The organism is Photorhabdus sp. P32 (assembly GCF_038085095.1).
Lineage (GTDB): Bacteria > Pseudomonadota > Gammaproteobacteria > Enterobacterales > Enterobacteriaceae > Photorhabdus > Photorhabdus luminescens.
In genome coordinates this window covers 25,913-45,068 of the sequence record NZ_JAZGJN010000276.1, presented here as the reverse complement: position 1 = coordinate 45,068, position 19,156 = coordinate 25,913, and the positions used below count along the sequence as shown (strand labels likewise).

General features: G+C 43.8%; 18 protein-coding genes and 1 pseudogene. 7 read left to right on the top strand and 12 right to left on the bottom strand.

Features of this window, described 5'->3' with window-relative positions; all coding sequences use genetic code 11:
- Positions 1-306 precede the first annotated feature (306 nt).
- From crtY to crtB, 3 genes are read left to right on the top strand one after another with little or no spacing between them, the layout of a single operon-like run.
- Entirely contained in the window at positions 307-1,482 is a 1,176-nt protein-coding gene (crtY, locus tag V2H77_RS15220) for a lycopene beta-cyclase CrtY (RefSeq protein ID WP_341499470.1), read from the top strand.
- Positions 1,475-2,956 (top strand): phytoene desaturase, encoded by a 1,482-nt coding sequence (locus tag V2H77_RS15215; RefSeq protein ID WP_341499469.1) that lies wholly within the window; start codon positions 1,475-1,477, stop codon positions 2,954-2,956. Before crtY ends, V2H77_RS15215 begins: the two co-directional genes overlap by 8 nt.
- On the top strand, positions 2,953-3,879 hold the full coding sequence (gene crtB / locus V2H77_RS15210) for a 15-cis-phytoene synthase CrtB (RefSeq protein ID WP_341499468.1): 927 nt from the start codon (positions 2,953-2,955) through the stop codon (positions 3,877-3,879). Before V2H77_RS15215 ends, crtB begins: the two co-directional genes overlap by 4 nt.
- A 150-nt stretch (positions 3,880-4,029) precedes the next feature.
- On the opposite strand, the gene V2H77_RS15205 is transcribed toward crtB, so the two are convergent.
- Together V2H77_RS15205 and V2H77_RS15200 are read right to left on the bottom strand one after the other, a co-directional pair.
- A complete protein-coding gene (locus tag V2H77_RS15205) occupies positions 4,030-4,242 on the bottom strand; it encodes a hypothetical protein (protein WP_341499467.1) in 213 nt (70 codons plus the stop codon).
- A gap of 140 nt (positions 4,243-4,382) precedes the next feature.
- Positions 4,383-4,913 (bottom strand): single-stranded DNA-binding protein, encoded by a 531-nt coding sequence (locus V2H77_RS15200; protein WP_088373561.1) that lies wholly within the window; start codon positions 4,911-4,913, stop codon positions 4,383-4,385.
- A 367-nt stretch (positions 4,914-5,280) separates the two neighbouring features.
- On the opposite strand from V2H77_RS15200, the gene uvrA reads away from it, so the two are divergent.
- Positions 5,281-8,115 carry an excinuclease ABC subunit UvrA gene (gene uvrA, locus V2H77_RS15195; RefSeq protein ID WP_341499466.1) on the top strand — a complete coding sequence of 945 codons (2,835 nt, stop codon included), beginning with the start codon at positions 5,281-5,283 and terminating at the stop codon, positions 8,113-8,115.
- Between the two features lie 116 nt (positions 8,116-8,231).
- Here uvrA and V2H77_RS15190 read toward each other — a convergent pair whose 3' ends face one another.
- Complete coding sequence (locus tag V2H77_RS15190; RefSeq protein ID WP_341499465.1) at positions 8,232-9,170, bottom strand: pseudouridine-5'-phosphate glycosidase; 939 nt, start codon at positions 9,168-9,170, stop codon at positions 8,232-8,234.
- Positions 9,151-10,260 carry a PfkB family carbohydrate kinase gene (locus V2H77_RS15185; RefSeq protein ID WP_341499464.1) on the bottom strand — a complete coding sequence of 370 codons (1,110 nt, stop codon included), beginning with the start codon at positions 10,258-10,260 and terminating at the stop codon, positions 9,151-9,153. The genes V2H77_RS15190 and V2H77_RS15185 overlap by 20 nt, the downstream gene beginning before the upstream one ends.
- Before the next feature lie 521 nt (positions 10,261-10,781).
- On the opposite strand from V2H77_RS15185, the gene V2H77_RS15180 reads away from it, so the two are divergent.
- Together V2H77_RS15180 and V2H77_RS15175 are read left to right on the top strand one after the other, a co-directional pair.
- Positions 10,782-11,000, top strand: a complete 219-nt coding sequence (locus tag V2H77_RS15180) for a type II toxin-antitoxin system HicA family toxin (RefSeq protein ID WP_341499463.1) — start codon at positions 10,782-10,784, stop codon at positions 10,998-11,000.
- A 50-nt stretch (positions 11,001-11,050) separates the two neighbouring features.
- The gene (locus tag V2H77_RS15175; protein WP_341499462.1) at positions 11,051-11,458 is read left to right on the top strand and encodes a type II toxin-antitoxin system HicB family antitoxin; all 408 of its coding nucleotides are present in this window, start codon (positions 11,051-11,053) and stop codon (positions 11,456-11,458) included.
- Between the two features lie 73 nt (positions 11,459-11,531).
- Here the strand turns inward: V2H77_RS15175 and V2H77_RS15170 are convergent.
- The 6 genes and pseudogenes from V2H77_RS15170 to dnaB all read right to left on the bottom strand — a co-directional run bounded on the left by V2H77_RS15170 (position 11,532) and on the right by dnaB (position 17,130).
- A pseudogene (locus V2H77_RS15170) lies at positions 11,532-11,786 on the bottom strand (cloacin immunity family protein).
- Positions 11,787-11,934: 148 nt separating this feature from the next.
- Positions 11,935-12,390 (bottom strand): GNAT family N-acetyltransferase, encoded by a 456-nt coding sequence (locus V2H77_RS15165; protein WP_341499461.1) that lies wholly within the window; start codon positions 12,388-12,390, stop codon positions 11,935-11,937.
- 316 nt (positions 12,391-12,706) lie between these two features.
- Entirely contained in the window at positions 12,707-13,048 is a 342-nt protein-coding gene (locus V2H77_RS15160; protein WP_341499460.1) for a colicin immunity protein, read from the bottom strand.
- Positions 13,049-13,351: 303 nt separating this feature from the next.
- A complete protein-coding gene (locus V2H77_RS15155; RefSeq protein ID WP_341499459.1) occupies positions 13,352-14,548 on the bottom strand; it encodes an amino acid aminotransferase in 1,197 nt (398 codons plus the stop codon).
- Between the two features lie 53 nt (positions 14,549-14,601).
- Positions 14,602-15,681 (bottom strand): alanine racemase, encoded by a 1,080-nt coding sequence (gene alr / locus V2H77_RS15150; RefSeq protein WP_341499458.1) that lies wholly within the window; start codon positions 15,679-15,681, stop codon positions 14,602-14,604.
- A 39-nt stretch (positions 15,682-15,720) separates the two neighbouring features.
- The gene (dnaB, locus tag V2H77_RS15145) at positions 15,721-17,130 is read right to left on the bottom strand and encodes a replicative DNA helicase (protein ID WP_049582966.1); all 1,410 of its coding nucleotides are present in this window, start codon (positions 17,128-17,130) and stop codon (positions 15,721-15,723) included.
- A 172-nt stretch (positions 17,131-17,302) separates the two neighbouring features.
- Between dnaB and V2H77_RS15140 the strand changes: the two genes are divergently transcribed.
- A complete protein-coding gene (locus V2H77_RS15140) occupies positions 17,303-18,286 on the top strand; it encodes a quinone oxidoreductase (protein ID WP_341499457.1) in 984 nt (327 codons plus the stop codon).
- 156 nt (positions 18,287-18,442) lie between these two features.
- Here V2H77_RS15140 and V2H77_RS15135 read toward each other — a convergent pair whose 3' ends face one another.
- Together V2H77_RS15135 and V2H77_RS15130 are read right to left on the bottom strand one after the other, a co-directional pair.
- Entirely contained in the window at positions 18,443-18,820 is a 378-nt protein-coding gene (locus V2H77_RS15135; RefSeq protein WP_341499456.1) for an ASCH domain-containing protein, read from the bottom strand.
- The gene (locus V2H77_RS15130) at positions 18,798-19,118 is read right to left on the bottom strand and encodes a hypothetical protein (RefSeq protein ID WP_341499455.1); all 321 of its coding nucleotides are present in this window, start codon (positions 19,116-19,118) and stop codon (positions 18,798-18,800) included. The genes V2H77_RS15135 and V2H77_RS15130 overlap by 23 nt, the downstream gene beginning before the upstream one ends.
- Positions 19,119-19,156: the final 38 nt, after the last annotated feature.

Here is a 19,156-nt window from a genome sequence, read left to right as displayed (position 1 = left end):
CTGAAAAAAATGAAAAATATCGATCACACTCAGCATAAAAATGAGCATCTGGATATTATATTCCATTCCCCTCAAACTGAGACCCAGGTAAGAACGGGGTTTGCTGAGCGGGGAGCAGATAAAAGTCGCCTGCTTTTGCACAGGAAGCGCCGATATTGCTGCGCTGCGTACAGCTGTTCTGTTACCAACATGAGTTTTTCCGCTATGACTGCATATCTTTAATCTCTTTCAATAAACACGAATTTCCGTGATGTATATGGCTCTTGATGAGGTTAATAACTTTGTGACTGTCGGAGGATCAACAAAATGATGTACGACTGGGATCTGATTTTGGTGGGAGGAGGATTCGCTAACGGACTGATCGCGATGCGTCTTCAGCAGTGCAAACCACATCTGCGAGTGTTGATTATTGAAAACACAGAAACAATAGGAGGCAATCACACGTGGTCATTTCATCAACATGATCTTACTGAAGCGGAACATGGGTGGATAGCACCACTGATCACCTATCGCTGGTCAGGTTACGACGTCATTTTTCCAGTATTTCAACGCACATTGCCACATTCATATTTCAGTATCACATCCCAACACTTTGCAAGCATACTCCATGCATATTTAGGCGAGCGTATACAGACTCGTTTATTGGTACAGGAGCTGACTCCACAGAAAGTTTACTTACAGGACGGCTCGTCTCTAAGTGCCGACGCAGTCATTGATGGGAGAGGCTGGCGACCGGGACCATTTATGGGGTGTGGCGCCCAGGCATTTTTTGGTCAGGAATGGGAACTGGAAGAATCGCACTCTTTAACCCACCCGATTTTAATGGACACCAGTGTGGGGCAGGATACAGGTTATCGATTTGTCTACGTCTTACCGTTTTCCTCAACTCGTCTGCTGATAGAGGACACTCATTACGTTGATCGGGAGCCACCGGATAAGGCTTTGTCACAGGCAACTATCGCAGAGTACGCGAAGAAGCATGGCTGGAAACTGGGTAAATTAGTTCGAGAAGAGAGCGGTTGTCTCCCGATTACACTTACGGGAGATTTTACCTCTTTCTGGGCACAGCTAGCAGGACAGCCCACCTGCGGGTTACGCGCAGCTTTGTTTCACCCCACAACAGGCTACTCTCTGCCACACGCCGTTCGGTTAGCAGATCGTATTGTTGCTCTGCCGGAGCTTACCGATACCTCCTTATTCATTACTCTCAGGGATTACGCACGACAACAGTGGCAACACCAGCGCTTTTTCCGTCTTCTAAATCGCATGCTCTTCCTGGCTGGAGAGCCGCAACAACGTTGGAAAATGATGCAGCGTTTTTATCAACTTTCCCCAAATTTGATTGCGCGTTTTTATGCAGAGCAACTTAATGCCGTCGATAAAGCCCGGATTCTCATAGGTAAACCACCGGTGCCGATAAAAGGCGCCCTAAAGGCAATGTTTAAACAACACAAGAAGCTTCAGGGTTTTTATCATGATTAAAGCGCTGGTAATTGGTGCTGGGTTTGGTGGGCTGGCGCTGGCAATAAGGCTCCAATCCGCAGGGATTCCGACATGTATTTTGGAACAACGGGACAAGCCGGGCGGACGCGCTTATGTTTATAAGGAACAGGGGTTCACCTTTGATGCCGGCCCCACCGTAATCACCGCTCCCAATGCCATTGAAGAATTGTTCACACAGGCTGGTAAACGTATGGCTAATTACATCGATTTACTTCCCATACGCCCTTTTTATCGGCTCTGTTGGGAGTCCGGCAAGATGTTTGATTACGACAATGATCAGCAACATCTGGAAGCGCAAATCCATACGTTCAATCCAAGAGATGTTAACGGGTATCGACGCTTTCTGGACTATTCCCGGGAAACCTTTAATGAAGGCTACCTAAAACTTGGAACAGTGCCCTTCCTCTCTTTTCGCAATATGCTGAGTGCGGCGCCACAGTTGGTACGTCTACACGCATGGCGTAGTGTTTATAGTCAGGTGGCGCACTTTATCAAGGATGAAAATCTGCGCCAGGCATTTTCATTTCACTCGCTACTGATAGGAGGTAACCCCTTTGTTGCACCTTCTATCTATACTTTGATCCACGCACTGGAACGAGAATGGGGGGTCTGGTTTCCGCGGGGAGGAACCAGCGCCCTAGTTGAAGCAATGGTGAAATTATTTACTGACATTGGTGGAAAAATTGAGCTTAATGCAAAGGTAAAACGCTTCACCATCCATGACAATCGGGTTACAGGTGTACAATTAACTGATGGACGCAATATTACATGTGACATTGTGGCCTCAAATGCCGATGTTATTCACACCTATAAGCACTTGTTGGATCAGCATCCGGTCGGAATGGCCCGCGCCCGAACACTGGCGCGTAAACGAATGAGCAATTCACTATTCGTGCTTTACTTCGGTCTGAACCACCACCATGCCCAATTAGCCCATCATACAGTTTGCTTTGGTCCACGCTATAAGGAACTCATCGAAGATATTTTTTATCATGACCGACTGGCGGAGGATTTCTCGCTCTATCTCCATGCCCCCTGTGTTACTGACTCATCCCTTGCTCCTCCGGGATGCGCAAGTTACTACGTTCTGGCCCCTGTACCACACTTGGGGACAGCTAATCTCAACTGGGATATAGAGGGGCCGCGCTTACGTGACCGTATTTTCGCGTATCTGGAAAAGCACTATATGCCCGGTCTGCTCAAGCAGTTAGTCGTTCATCGTATCTTTACCCCATTTGATTTTCGTGACCAGCTAAATGCCCATCTAGGTTCGGCCTTCTCCTTTGAACCCTTGCTGACACAAAGCGCCTGGTTCCGACCACACAATCGGGACAGCCGCATTGATAATCTGTACCTCGTCGGCGCAGGCACACATCCTGGAGCGGGTATTCCCGGCGTGATTGGATCAGCAAAAACCACAGCCACATTGATGTTAGAAGATATCGCCAGATGAATCCCACGCTACTTAAACACGTTACTCAGATAATGAAGCAAGGCTCAAAAAGCTTTGCCAGTGTCACCCGACTTTTCGATACGGCAACACGGCACAGCACAATGATGCTGTACGCCTGGTGCCGTTATTGTGATGATATAATAGACGGGCAAGAGCTGGGGAGACGAATAAGCAATGTTGATAAGTATGACGTCCACGAGAAACTTCAAATGCTGCAACACCTGACGAGGCAGGCTTATAACGGTTTACCGATGACCGAACCTGCTTTTGCAGCTTTTCAGACAGTCGCTCTGAATCATGAAATCCCTCAGCAACAGGCTTTCGAACATCTGGAAGGATTCGCGATGGATGTACGCGGTGACCCTTGCAGAACTTTAGATGATACTCTGAGATATTGTTACCATGTCGCGGGCGTGGTTGGACTGATGATGGCAAGGGTGATGGGGGTTCGCGAGGATAGTGTGCTGGATCGGGCCTGCGATCTAGGAATTGCTTTTCAGTTAACTAATATTGCTCGAGATATTATTGAGGACGCAAAGGCCGGGCGTTGCTACCTTCCACTAGAATGGCTTTACCAAGAAGGGTTAATGCCGGACACACTTATTTATACCGAAAACCGTCCTGCGCTAGCTCGGGTGGCATCCCGATTGATTGCGGAAGCGGAATCTTATTATACCTCTGCCCTGATAGGGCTTGCTGGTTTACCTTTACGTTCAGCCTGGGTCATAGCTTCTGCTCATAGTATCTATCGTGAAATCGGCATTAAAGTGCAGCAAGCAGGAGTACAGGCCTGGGAATGCAGACAAAAAACCAATCGTAGAGAGAAAGTTACCTTATTAATGACCGGCGCAATGCAGGCGCTTACATCTCGGGTGGCAACAATAACGCCTCGCGATCCCAAATTGTGGCAGCGGCCTCATTAAAACTTAACTCTGCTTCATTGCGGGGTACCCTGCATTTCGTCACCTAAACAGAAATGTTAACTATGAATGTCAACAACAGGTTAAAAGTAGGTCTTCCACACTTTGTTGTGTGTGTCCAGCCAGCGCAGTCTCTCATGTCTGAACTCTTGTCTATAACTTAGACGTCAACCTGTTACAGAACAGCAACTGTTTATGTAAAACAAGAGTGGCTGGCGCAAAGCGCCATATAATATTTACTCTCCCGGCTTCAAGCTGCGTATTTCCTAATGAACTATGATTCAACCAATCAGGCTTAACCATAGGGACTTGCAATGACTGGCGCAAAGTAGATAGTTTCCCCGCCACCAGCCTTTTCCCTGACATGCTGCACTCCCCTTCCTTTTTCAAGGTTCAAGCTTATTACTAAGCAAGGATAAGTCAGGCTTGCAATAGGCTTTCCAACAGCCTATACTTTTGATTATAAATAACCTTAAGCACTTGATTTACAAAGCAAAACGGCGCACTTAGAATGGAATGTCATCATCAAAATCCATTGGCGGCTCATTGCTCTGTGGAGCAAAAGATTGAGCTGGACGTGAAGGAGCGCCACCACCGCTGAACTGCTGAGATTGTTGCTGTGGTTGCGGCTGCTGCGGCTGTCCCCAACTTCCGCCTTGCGGTTGGCTATCCTGGAAATTACCACCAGCGCGGCTTCCCATCATTTGCATGGTGCCGCCCATGTTTACCACCACTTCTGTAGTGTAACGCTCCTGACCGTTCTGATCCTGCCATTTACGGGTTTGCAGAGAACCTTCAATATAAACCTGTGAACCTTTACGCAAGTATTCACCCGCGACTTCCGCCAGCTTGCCAAACAAAACAACCCGGTGCCATTCAGTCTTCTCTTTCATCTCACCGGTTTGTTTATCGCGCCAGCTTTCAGAAGTCGCCAGAGTAATGTTAGTCACTGCACCGCCGTTTGGCATATAGCGGACTTCCGGGTCTTGCCCCAGGTTACCGATTAAAATAACTTTGTTTATGCCTCTGCTGGCCATTGGGAATACTCCTGATGAAATGAATTTCTACAATTATTAAGTAACGCAGTTTAACATGCGACACTAAAAATGAAACGTGGCCGCTTTAAAGCGGACTTTGCGAAGCTCACCGTACTTTCATATTGTCATACTGTACTTATTACATTATTTCACTTAAATACTGTATATCTAATCAGTCAACTCTGTGTAATAATAACTCACTTATTATTATATACCCTATGGATTTCAAGATGAATCGCGGCGGCAAGGGAGTGAATCCCCGGGAGCATAGCAAACTATGTGACCGGGGTGAGCGAGTGCAGCCAACAAAGAGGCAACTTGAAAGATAACGGGTATATGCACGTATGAATAATCCGGGAAATGATTCATGGATAACATCGAAGTTCGGGGCGCACGTACCCACAATCTCAAAAATATCAATCTGATAATTCCCCGAGACAAGCTGATCGTTATCACGGGCTTGTCCGGCTCAGGTAAGTCTTCTCTGGCATTTGATACGCTTTATGCTGAGGGACAGCGTCGTTATGTGGAATCGCTTTCAGCTTATGCGCGCCAATTTCTGTCACTGATGGAGAAACCCGATGTTGACCATATCGAAGGATTATCCCCGGCCATTTCCATCGAGCAAAAATCTACTTCCCATAATCCACGTTCAACCGTGGGGACAATTACCGAAATTCATGATTATCTACGTTTGCTGTTTGCCCGCGTAGGCGAACCACGTTGCCCAGAACACGATATTCCATTGGCGGCACAGACGGTTAGTCAGATGGTAGATAATGTGCTAACACTGCCAGAAGGTCATCGTCTGATGTTACTGGCGCCGATCGTCAAAGAGCGAAAAGGCGAGCATACTAAATTGTTGGATAATCTGGCGGCACAAGGTTATATCCGCGCTCGCATTGATGGTGAAGTCTGTGATCTATCTGATCCACCGAAATTAGAATTACAGAAAAAACACACCATTGAAGTCGTTATTGATCGCTTTAAAGTTCGCGCCGATCTGGCGCAACGTCTGGCGGAATCTTTTGAAACAGCGCTGGAACTTTCAGGCGGTACCGCTATTGTCGCCAATATCGATGATAATACCGCCGAAGAGCTGATTTTCTCTGCTAACTTTGCGTGTCCTGCATGTGGCTATAGCATGAGTGAACTGGAACCTCGCCTGTTCTCTTTCAACAATCCAGCCGGGGCTTGCCCAACTTGTGATGGTTTAGGCATTCAGCAATTTTTTGATCCTGATAGAGTCATTCAGAATGGTGATATCTCCCTAGCCGGTGGGGCAATTCGCGGCTGGGATCGTCGTAATTTCTACTATTTCCAGATGCTATGTTCATTGGCGGAACATTATAAATTCGATATCGAAGCTCCCTTTAATTCTCTTAGCGCCAATATTCAGAAAGTGGTGTTGTACGGTTCCGGTAAACAATCCATCGAATTTAAATACATCAATGACCGTGGCGATACCACGGTGCGCCACCATCCATTCGAAGGCGTACTGCATAATATGGAACGCCGTTATAAAGAGACGGAATCCACTGCTGTTCGGGAGGAACTGGCGAAATATATTAGTAATCGCTCGTGTATTTCCTGCCACGGAACCCGCTTACGTAAAGAAGCCCGTTACGTATTTATTGAGAATACCACTCTGCCGGAGATCTCAGATTTCAGTATCGGCCATGCAATGGATTTCTTTCAAAACATTAAACTCAGTGGTCAACGTGCGCAAATTGCTGAAAAAGTATTGAAAGAGATCCGCGACCGCTTGAAATTTCTGGTTAATGTCGGTCTGAATTATCTGACTCTCTCTCGTTCTGCCGAAACCCTGTCCGGCGGCGAAGCTCAACGTATCCGCCTTGCCAGCCAGATTGGCGCAGGTTTAGTGGGCGTGATGTATGTACTTGATGAACCTTCTATCGGGTTGCACCAGCGGGATAATGAACGCCTGCTGGAAACGCTAATCCACTTGCGCAATCTGGGGAATACCGTGATTGTGGTTGAACATGATGAGGATGCCATCCGGGCTGCCGACCATATCATTGATATCGGCCCCGGCGCAGGTGTACATGGCGGTGAAATCGTCGCGGAAGGCACAGTTAAAGACATTATGGTGAGCAAAGAGTCACTGACAGGTCAATTCCTGAGTGGCAAACGGGAAATTGCCATCCCAGAAAAGCGTATCCCGGCTGATCCGAAAAAGGTGCTGAAACTGATTGGAGCGAAAGGTAATAACCTGAAAAATGTGACGTTCAATCTGCCAGTTGGGTTATTTACTTGTATTACCGGGGTTTCTGGTTCCGGTAAATCGACGCTAATCAATGATACGCTGTTCCCCATTGCACAACGTCAGTTAAATGGCGCAACCAATATCACCCCTGCACCTTATATTGATATTCAAGGGCTAGAACATTTCGACAAAGTGATTGATATTGACCAGAGCCCGATTGGCCGAACTCCTCGCTCTAACCCGGCAACTTATACCGGCGTATTCACACCCGTCCGTGAATTGTTCGCTGGCGTCCCTGAATCACGCGCCCGTGGTTATACACCCGGACGATTCAGTTTTAACGTTAAAGGTGGGCGCTGTGAAGCTTGCCAAGGTGATGGCGTTATTAAGGTAGAAATGCATTTCTTGCCTGATATTTATGTCCCTTGTGATCAGTGCAAAGGTAAGCGTTATAACCGTGAAACACTGGAAGTAAAATATAAGGGCAAGAATATCAATGAAGTATTGAATATGACGATCGAAGAAGCCCGTGAATTCTTTGATGCGGTTCCTGCTCTGGCCCGTAAACTACAAACCCTCATGGACGTCGGTCTTTCCTACATCCGTCTGGGTCAATCAGCAACAACGTTATCAGGCGGTGAAGCGCAGCGAGTAAAACTGGCACGTGAACTATCTAAACGCGGAACTGGACAAACGTTATATATTCTTGATGAGCCAACAACAGGTTTGCATTTTGCTGATATTCAGCAGCTATTAGCGGTTCTGCATCAATTACGCGATCAAGGGAATACTATTGTAGTTATTGAACATAACCTTGATGTGATTAAAACCGCTGACTGGATCGTGGATCTTGGCCCAGAAGGAGGTAGCGGCGGCGGCGAAATCCTGATTTCTGGTACACCAGAAGAGGTCGCCGAATGTGAGGCATCACATACTGCACGTTTCCTGAAACCGATATTGAAAAAAGAAGCATAATTCGCAAACAAGGGGCAATTTAAGCCCCTTTATTTCTGACGACGACTTATCAATCCTTTGAGGTAGAACCCCTTTAACCAACTTGAGGATGGAACTTAAAGCATAACGAGTTGTTTTTACCCACGGCTTTCCCAATAACGGCAAGCAATTTTCGCTGCCAGTTGAGCGTTATTAAGTACCAACTGAATATTGGCAGACAAGCTATCACCCCCAGTTAACTCAGCCACTCTGGATAACAAAAACGGCGTACACGCCTTTCCGCTCAGCCCCTGTTCAACGGATTCACACACTGCTTGTTCGATCGCAGCATTGATCTCCGCTTCCGGCATGGCGTGTGGCTCAGGGATAGGATTGGCAATCACCAAACCGCCCTGTAATCCAGTATCCCATTTTACTGCCATCGCCTGAGCTATTTGTTCTGGGGAATCCAGTCGAATATTGACGGGAAATGGGCTGGTACGACAGAAGAACGCCGGCAAAACATGAGTCTGATAGCCAATTAATGGTACACCGTGAGTTTCAAGATATTCTGTTGTCAGGCCAAGATCCAGAATGGATTTAGCGCCAGCACAGACTACCGCGACACTGGTTTTCGCTAATTCCTGTAAATCGGCAGAAATATCAAAAGTCTGTTCCGCGCCACGGTGCACACCACCAATACCGCCGGTAGCGAAGATGCTAATCCCGGCCATTGCAGCAATAATCATGGTAGAAGCAACCGTCGTCGCGCCATTCTTTCCGGCCGCTATAACAAAGGGTAAATCACGACGGCTGACTTTAGTTATCTTGTCAGCTTCTCTACCCAAAAACTCTATTTCTCCATGCGACAGACCGACTTTCATAATCCCATTGATAACAGCAATTGTTGCAGGAACAGCGCCATTTTCCCTGATTTTCTGCTCAACTTTTAACGCAGTTTTTACATTTTGCGGATAAGGCATTCCATGAGCAATAATGGTAGATTCCAACGCCACAACCGGTCGGTTATTCGCTAAAGCCTCTGTAACTTCCAGGGAAATATCCAGATATTCATTGCTAATAGCATGATTTTTCATGAGATTGTAATTCCAACAGTTTTTGGACACTGCCATTTGACAGATTTGGATTATTGGTAAATTCGCAAGAGAGCGTAAGCGCGGAACATCCTTGAGCAAAGCGAACGCTTTCCGCCAGCGTCATATTTTCTAGCCAGCAGTTCACCAGTCCGGCCATCATGGCATCTCCGGCGCCTGTTACATTGACAATCTTGATACCGATGGGAAGTGACCAGCCTGCCACACCATCGCTTTCACTAAAGTAGACCCCCTCTACACCCATGCTGAGTACCAGCCGCTGCACACCTTGATCGTGAAACCACCGCGCCATTGCCGGAACATCGGTAGGTCGGGTAATTTTCATTCCACTCAGTGCTTCCGCTTCCAGACAATTAGGTTTTAACGTGTGGATATAGGAAAGCCAGTTTTTAATCTTAGGTGCTTTAAATGCGGATACTGTATCCACAAATACCGGCACCGTTCCGGCATTAGTCAACAGCCAAACCAAAGCTTCTTCAGATAAATTGCAATCAATAACCAGTACGCCGGCGTGCTGAATAAGATCACAATGATTCGCTAACAATGACGGCGTCAGTTTTCCCAAAATATGCATGTCATTGATGGCAACCAACATCTCACCACCATCATCTAATAAGGAGACATATGTCGAGGTATTTTCACCATAAAGCTTATAGCAGTAGTCGATATTAACACCTGCGCATCTGGCCTGATCCAGTAAAGTGCTACCATAGAAATCATCGCCAACAACAGAAATAAGATGACATTCTTTACCTAATAATGCGATATTTTGGGCAATATTTCTGCCTACACCACCAGGAGTACATTTTATTTTTCCTGGGTTAGAATCTTGATAAATGAGCTTATTCGATGCATAACCGCAAACATCCATATTAATAGAGCCAACCGCTACCACATAATTATGATCAGATAAAATATAACCTTTCCCTTTTATATATCCCTTATTCATTAAATTCATAATATGACCAGCAACACCCGAGCGACTTATACCTAAAACATCGGCAATTTCCTGCTGTGGGATCAACGGATCTCGTCTCAGAAGTTGCAATATTTGTTTTTCCCGATTTGTCATTTTTGGACACTTGTTTGTTCTTAAACACACGTTTGTTTTATGTGTTAAAAGCAAAACAGTAAAGCGGGATTTTTTATTTTACAACGAAGTTGAGAGAATGATCGTAAGAGCATATGACTGGATTTTCAGCCCGACTTTATGTGATAACCATCAAGTTAAATCCTGATGAAAAATCCTTTTTACTGCATATTAATAACCAACCGGTGTTTTATGCTAGAAATAAATTCAATAAAACAAAGCACTAAGTAAACTTTTATCGAAAGCTAACAAATGTTTGGATATACCTTGAAATGGTGAAAATTATTTCTCACCATCTGAAATATGTTTCATGAAAAGTTGATCTTTTTCACATTAAAAAAACATACTTCATAGCAGAAAATATCCGCGAACAAATTATATACGCTGCAATTAGAATAATTCTTACATTAGACTTCATCCTATAAAGAATAAATACAAATAATTTAACGTTATTACTCTTATAAACAAAAATGCTTATAAATCTCTTGCTCATATAAACAAAAATGTTTATATTTATTTTCAAGTTAAACAAACAGGAGGAGGCAGAGAAGCAAAGCGAGTTTCGCCGGTGGCTTAAAGCTCAAGGATCAGAATTTAAAGATGGGACTAACCATTTGAAAGTTTTCTTGAACGGTAAGCAAACCACGATGCCAAGGCACCCTAATAAAGAAATCCCAGAACCGCTGAGGAAATTAATATTAAAACAGCTAGGTATCAAATGACAGACCGGCCCTAAGGGGCTGGTTACTCGCATAACTTCACTGAGTAAAATATGCGATACCCAGTAAAATTCGAACATGACGAAACAGGTTGGGCTGTGATATTCCCAGATATCCCAGAAGCCTTAACAGGCGGAGATACTAGAGAAGAAGCGTTAGCTATGGCGCAGGATGCTCTGGTTACTGCATTTGATTTCTACTTTGAAGACCGGCGCGAAATACCAACACCATCGACTGAAGGAGAAGCTTTTGTCGAAGTACCAGCCAGTATAGCGGCTAAGGTTTTACTGTTGAATACGATGCTTCAAACAAGAACAAGCAACGCAGAACTTGCGCGGTTATTGGGAACCCGACCGCAAGAAATTCAACGTATAGTGTCATTAAGTCATAGCACTAAAATTGACACCATCGCGAATGCGTTAAATGCCTTGGGCAAACATCTAGAACTTGTTGCCATTTAAACATCACGATAATAACCTTAAGCCTCGCCGCAGCGAGGTTTAAGTGAATAACTAAATTTAAATTACGGCCTCATTACCATTTATCTCGATAGTTAAATGATATTTGATACCAATATTTATCTGTTTCAATTTTATTTTTAAAATATGATTCAAGTGTTGGCACCCATTCTTTTTTTACATCGAATGCGCCATTATTAATATTATCTTCAATAGGAAGCCCTAATTTTTCTATTACTTAACCATCATCTCCCAGATCTCTAGAATATTCTTCACCAATAAACTCTTCCGTTTTTCTATCAAACCACGCAATGTTTAACTTTAATCCCATTACTTACCTCATAAAAATTTTTTAATGCTACGTCATGATCATCCTCTGCTAATAACTTACCTGTTTTATTAAACAGAAAGTACACATTAACACTATATATAAACACAGACAATTAAAGTAGAAACAGATCGATCTCAAGCAATAATGATTAAATTTTATTTTTCTTGTAAATATCAGGACGAACAATTTGCCAAACAAAGTTATCTGATTTTACCGGCGAATAACCCGTCTTTTCATATAACCAAGGAGCTGTGGTAGTAACCAGCATAATTCTTCTGAGCTTTATTATTTGAGGATGTTCCAGACAACACTCCATCATCCAACGTGCTAATCCTAACCCCTGATAATCATCCAAAATAAAAACATCACATAGATAACCAAAGGTCGCGAAATCAGTCACAATACGCGCAAATCCTATCTGCCGCGAATTTTCGTACAAACCAAAATTTAAGCTATTTTCAATTGATAATTTCACAGTTTCTTTATCAATTCCTTCTGCCCAACTCATTTTCGCCAGAAACTGATGAATAAAATTAATATCTAATTCATGTTTATCCGTAGAAATAATATAACCATTCTTTTCCCAACGATGTAACTTTTCCATTTAGCTTCCTTATTAAATAAAACGACGTTAATTATCCTTTAATCATCATAATCAAAGAATAGCACTCGTCAAGATATATTATAAAATTGTGTCGTAGATAAATCCAAGTTAGAATAAGTAATCACCATTTTTTAAGTAAGTAAATTCAATAAGCTAATGATGAAGTGTATTCGTTATTACCATCAAGATAGTATAATATAAAGAACTGACTCTCTATTCATCATAGAGCTCAATCCTTCTAATCGCTAATCCTTACCTGATATATCGGGTTCAATTCAAAAAAGGTAGCTTTATACTCTGGTGGTTGATATATAAGTTACCGTTTTTTAGCTATAGTAATAATAAATACATTATGTCCATTTTTTTCATCTTCCTTGATATTTTCTATAGCTTCTTTATTATTTTTTTCCACCTTTTCTAAGTCATTCCCCGGATTCACTAATCCATCCCAAATAGCATCTAACCTAGCCTCAAACTTTCCGGTGTTACGATGCCAAATAAACCCTTCAATACGTGAAATTACTAAATTCTTATTAGTGGCAATTTCACAGACTCCAATCGCCGCTTGAGGAGTTAATTTCATTCCAACACTTCCACCTAAGGCAAAGAACTCATCAGGATTAGTATAAACACGTAACTGATCTATAGATATACTCATTTTATTTACTCCACTTAATTCGATTATCAGCATTCCAACCAGAGACTGTCGCTGTATCATTCCTTCCTAATTTATCTGACATTTTATTAGATCGACGATTATCTGTTAATTTTCCATTCGTGATATAGTTTGACTAATAATTGCAGACTGAAAAAACATAAAAATAAAAATATTAAAATTCAATTAGTTGAAGCAAAAAGCAAGCGCACCATATTATGGCGCGCTTCTAAGAAGGGATGTACTGCTATTCTACAAAATTATCAATCATTATCATCAATAACAGATTATTTATATTAGAATCTATTATTTATTTACCGCCGCAAATGTCTCAGCAATACGTGCAACATTACGATGGTTAACACCTGCCATACAGACTCGGCCATTACCGACCAGATAAACAGCAAATTCTTGGCGCAAGCGATCCACCTGTTTCTGGCTAAAACCGGTATAGCTGAACATCCCGCGCTGTTTCATAAAATACTCAAAGTTTTTCTCTGGTAATGCTGTTTTCAAAGCATCCACCAGCACCGTGCGCATTTCCAAAATACGCAAGCGCATATGCTCCACTTCTGTCAACCATTGTGCCTTCAAAGCAGGATCAGTCAGTACTTTCGCCACAACCTGCGCCCCAAAATTCGGTGGGGTAGAGTAGACGCGACGTACACCCGCTTTTAACTGCCCCAATACCCTCTCTTTGGTCTGTTCATCATCACAAATGACAGACAAGCCACCCACACGCTCACCATACATAGAAAATATCTTGGAGAAGGAGTTGCTCACCAGACAAGGCAAACCGGCTGTCGCCATAGCACGAATGGCGTAAGCATCTTTTTCCATACCATCCCCAAGCCCCTGATAAGCAATATCAAGGAATGGCAGTAATTCTCTCTCTTTAACAATCTGAACAACTTGATCCCATTGATCATAGGTCAGATCCGATCCGGTTGGGTTATGGCAACAAGGGTGCATCACAATAATGCTTTTTGCCGGCAACTTCCTGAATGTTTCCAGCATTTCATTGAATTTTACCCCTTTAGTCTGGGTATCAAAATAAGGGTAATAGTTCACCTTGATACCAGCCCCCGCAAAAATAGCGGCGTGGTTTTCCCAAGTTGGATCACTGCACCACACTTCTGAATCAGGGAAATAACGACGCAGAAAATCAGCACCAATTTTAAGGGCGCCAGAACCGCCCAATGATTGAATCGTTGCCACTATCCGCTGTTTCAATACCGGATGATCTTTACCAAATAACAGTTCCTGAACCGCAAGACGATACGATTCCAATCCCTCCATCGGCAGATAAAGAGAAGCCGTCTGTGACAACGCTCTAAGCTGTTCTTCTGCGGTAGCCACTGCCTGCAATTGCGGAATCACACCCTGCTCATCGTAATACAGCCCGATACTCAGATTAATTTTTTCCGTGCGAGGATCTTTTGTAAACTCTTCAGCCAGCGAAAGAATAGGATCACCAGCATAAGCATCAACATTCTGGAACATCAGGCTCTACTCCTTATCAGTCAGTTATTTAATAAACAATATAACCTACAGCATTATTCGTCCAGGTATTCCATCACCACTCTGGAAGTGAGTTTAGTCACCAGTTCATAAGTAATGATACCAGTGCATTCAGCAATCCGTTCCACTGGCAGCACATCTCCCCAGAGCACCACTTCATCACCCACTTTATCTGTCGCATCTGGACCTAAATCAACAGAGATCATGTCCATTGAGACACGACCAGCAATCGGCACTTCACGACCATTAATATGTATTGGCGTTCCCGAAGGCGCACTGCGCGGATAACCATCACCATAACCGATAGCTACAACACCAAGGCAAGTATCACGTTCACTGATCCAAGTCCCACCATAGCCAACCGATTCACCAGCTTTATGCTTACGAACAGCAATTAAGCTCGACTTTAAGGTCATTGCTGGGATCAGGTTAAAATCCGTGGCTGTTTTATCAGACAATGGCGATACACCATACATCATCAGCCCAGGACGCACCCAATCTTGATGGACTTCCGGCCACAACAGGATGCCTCCCGATGCATCAATAGATTTTTCTCCCGGTTTGTCAGCACAGAAAGCCTGAAAACAGGCTATCTGCTGGCAAGTGGTGTCTACCGTTGGCTCATCAGCTCTGCCAAAATGGCTGACAATATTGACGGGCTGTCGCACATTTTTACAACGACTTAGCCGTTGATAAAATTCTTCGGCATCTTCCGGCCTTACACCTAAGCGATGCATCCCGCTATCCAATTTCATCCATACTTTTATCGGATGAGATAATTTAGCCTGTTCCAGCGCTTCCAACTGTTCAATGCTGTGAACCACGGTTTCAATATGATTAGCAACCAGTACTGGCAGATCAGCCGCACCAAAGCATCCTTCCAATAACAGAATCGGTTTGACGATACCACCATGACGCAACGTCAGGGCTTCGCCAATTCGCGCTACACCGAAACAATCGGCATCTTCCAGCGTATGTGCTGTCTCCAGTAAACCGTGGCCATAAGCGTTTGCTTTCACAACTGCAATCAGATTGCTTTTAGGGGCGATCTCCCTTACCCGTTGCAAGTTATGTCGCAGAGCGCGGCGGTCAATAACTGCGGTTGCCGCTTTCATTCTATTCCTTAAATTTATTGATTCTTTGGTAGTTAATACTTATTCGTCGTCATAACTTGGTCCGGCGTAGTTATCAAACCGCGACCATTGACCATTAAACGTCAGGCGAACTGTACCGATTGGACCGTTACGCTGCTTACCGAGAATGATTTCAGCCACACCTTTCATGTCGCTGCTCTCATGGTAAACCTCGTCACGATAGATAAACATAATGAGGTCGGCATCCTGCTCAATAGAGCCGGATTCACGTAGATCAGAGTTAACTGGGCGCTTATCTGCCCGCTGTTCAAGGCTACGGTTGAGCTGAGAAAGTGCAACCACCGGCACTTGAAGCTCTTTAGCCAAAGCTTTTAGTGAACGGGAAATCTCCGCAATTTCCAAAGTACGATTATCAGATAAGGCCGGAACCCGCATTAATTGCAGGTAGTCGATCATGATCAGGCTCAATCCGCCATTTTCGCGGAAGACGCGGCGAGCGCGGGAACGGACTTCGGTAGGCGTCAAGCCAGATGAGTCGTCAATATACATATTGCGTTTTTCCAGCAATATCCCCATTGTACTGGAGATCCGCGCCCAATCTTCATCATCAAGCTGACCGGTACGGATACGGGTTTGATCCACCCGTGAAAGGGATGCCAGCATACGCATCATGATCTGGTTGCCGGGCATCTCAAGACTGAAAATCAAAACAGGCTTATCCTGCATCATGGCTGCGTTTTCACACAGGTTCATGGCGAAAGTGGTTTTACCCATAGAAGGACGCGCAGCCACAATGATTAAGTCTGATTTTTGTAAGCCTGCGGTTTTCTTATCCAGATCCTGATAACCAGTTGAAACACCGGTTACACCATCGTGAGGACGTTGATAAAGTTGCTCAATCCGCTCGACGGTTTCTTCAAGGATCTGTTCTATTCCTTTCGGCCCTTCATCTTTACTGGCACGATTTTCAGCGATCTGGAACACCCGTGATTCGGCCAGATCCAATAATTCTTCGCTGCTCCTGCCTTGAGGATCATAACCGGCATCTGCAATTTCATTTGCAACAGCAATCATCTCGCGGACAACAGCGCGTTCGCGGACAATATCCGCATAAGCATTAATGTTAGCCGCACTTGGCGTATTTTTGGATAATTCGGCCAGATAAGCAAAACCGCCTACATTATTCAGTTCCCCACTCTGCTCAAGGGATTCCGATAATGTAATCAGGTCGATAGGGTTGCCCATCTCCAGCAACCGCTGCATTTCAGCAAAAATGCGCCGATGTGGACGACTGAAAAAATCATTGCTAGTCACACGTTCGGAAACATTATCCCAACGTTCGTTATCTAGCATTAAACCGCCTAACACAGACTGCTCTGCTTCCAAAGAGTGTGGCGGAAGTTTCAGCCCTTCCATTTGGCGATCTTTCGGTTCAGCCATTTTGTTGTGAGTTGATTTTTTTCCCGCCATGAATCCCGCAATAATCTACTGATAAATCTGCAACAGCACATGAGTATACGCTATGAAGTGCCTTGAGTAATTACATATAGTTTGTAATTATTTCTGACACATTAAAGCCCGTTTACAATCAGTTCAACTACTACGCGCATACACATTCCCCTTATATTGATGAGGTTGAGTCATGGCAAAACATATCGAATTTTCCGCAACCGGCGGCCCTGAAGTTCTCCAATATTGTGAATTCACCCCCAGAGCTCCTGCTGACGATGAAGTACAAGTAGAAAATAGAGCGATTGGAATTAATTACATCGACACTTATATTCGTAGCGGGCTATACCCACCGGCACAATTACCTAGCGGCCTGGGCACTGAGGCCGCAGGCGTAGTGACCAAAGTGGGTTCAGCTGTCACTACCATAAAAGCGGGTAATCGTGTAGTTTACGCGCAATCAACTTTAGGCGCTTACAGTGAAGTGCATAATGTCGCGGAAAGCAAAGTCGCTGTTCTGCCAGATACCATCTCCTTCGAACAAGCCGCTGCTTCTTTTCTGAAAGGACTGACTGTTTACTATCTTCTACGCCGTACCTACAAAATCCAGTCAGGCGAACCCTTTTTGTTTCATGCCGCCGCTGGCGGCGTTGGGCTAATTGCCTGCCAATGGGCAAAAGTTTTGGGTGCAAAACTGATCGGAACAGTCGGCTCTGATGAGAAAGCACAACGCGCTAAAGATGCCGGTGCATGGCAGGTCATTAACTATAACCGTGAAAATATTGTCGAACGGGTTCATCAAATCACCAACGGTGAAAAAGTCAGTGTAGTTTATGATTCTGTTGGTAAATCGACCTGGCTGAATTCACTGGATTGCTTGAAACGCCACGGGTTGATGGTTAGCTTTGGCAATGCATCCGGGCCAGTTACCGGTGTCGATTTGGGGATTTTAAATCAGAAAGGCTCACTGTTTGTTACCCGCCCTTCTATCGCCGGCTATATTTCAACGCGCGAAGAATTGGATGAGGCGAGCAAAGAATTGTTTGATCTGATTGCCAGCGGCAAAATTAATGTGGATGTACCAGAAAATCAGAAGTTCCCGTTAAGTGAGGCAACAAAGGCACATCAGATTCTAGAAAGTCGAGCAACGCAAGGATCAAGTTTACTGCTCCCTTAGCGGTAAAATGAGCGGGTTATTAACCAAATCAACAAGTCTAATTCCTCATTATGCCGCAATTGCCTGCACGAATAACCTTATGAGAGGAAGGCAATGCTGGCTGAATATATGAAAGATAAAACAAAACAATACCCCTCCTGGTAGGGGTATCACACCTCAAACAGGTAAGTAACGATAAGATTGAGGCGCTGTTATCCCCTGACCAAGCATATTTAAAGGCAGAGGTTTATCGTATTTTTTAACATTACCAATACTAATTGCAACAGCCTTTTCTCTTCCTTCAAAATAACTATCAAAAAAATCCTTTGTTGTGCCCGCAAATTGATGAGTCATTTCCCATACAACAGAAGGAGCATCAGAAATAATATCTTCAATTTCAAACTCACCAACAACCATTCCGATCGGCATAGTTGCATATATAACAACGGATTGAACTTGATTATTTTTAAAAGCAATTTTCCTAAATTCAAATTTCTTTGAACCATCAAGTATTTTATCAACATATTCTGGTTTAATTGATAATAAAACTTTCATTAACTTCACTCAGTTTGATAATATTATTAAATTGATCATCAGTTAATTTCATTATTCCCCAATAATCATCATTATTTAAACCAACTTCATTAATGAGTCTATCACGAATAATCCTTTTAGGTAAAGCCACATTATAAGTAAATCTTACTATATATGGGTATTTCCTTCTTTTATATTTTTCAATTAATTCGCTTTCACTAAAGACACTAAACTTACTACAATAATCAATATAACTTTCTAACGTTGGAAACTCATCAATAACTCTAACTTCTTCAACAACGCAAAGTGAACTAATCACAGATCTATACCCTATGGATTTCAAGATGCATCGCGGCG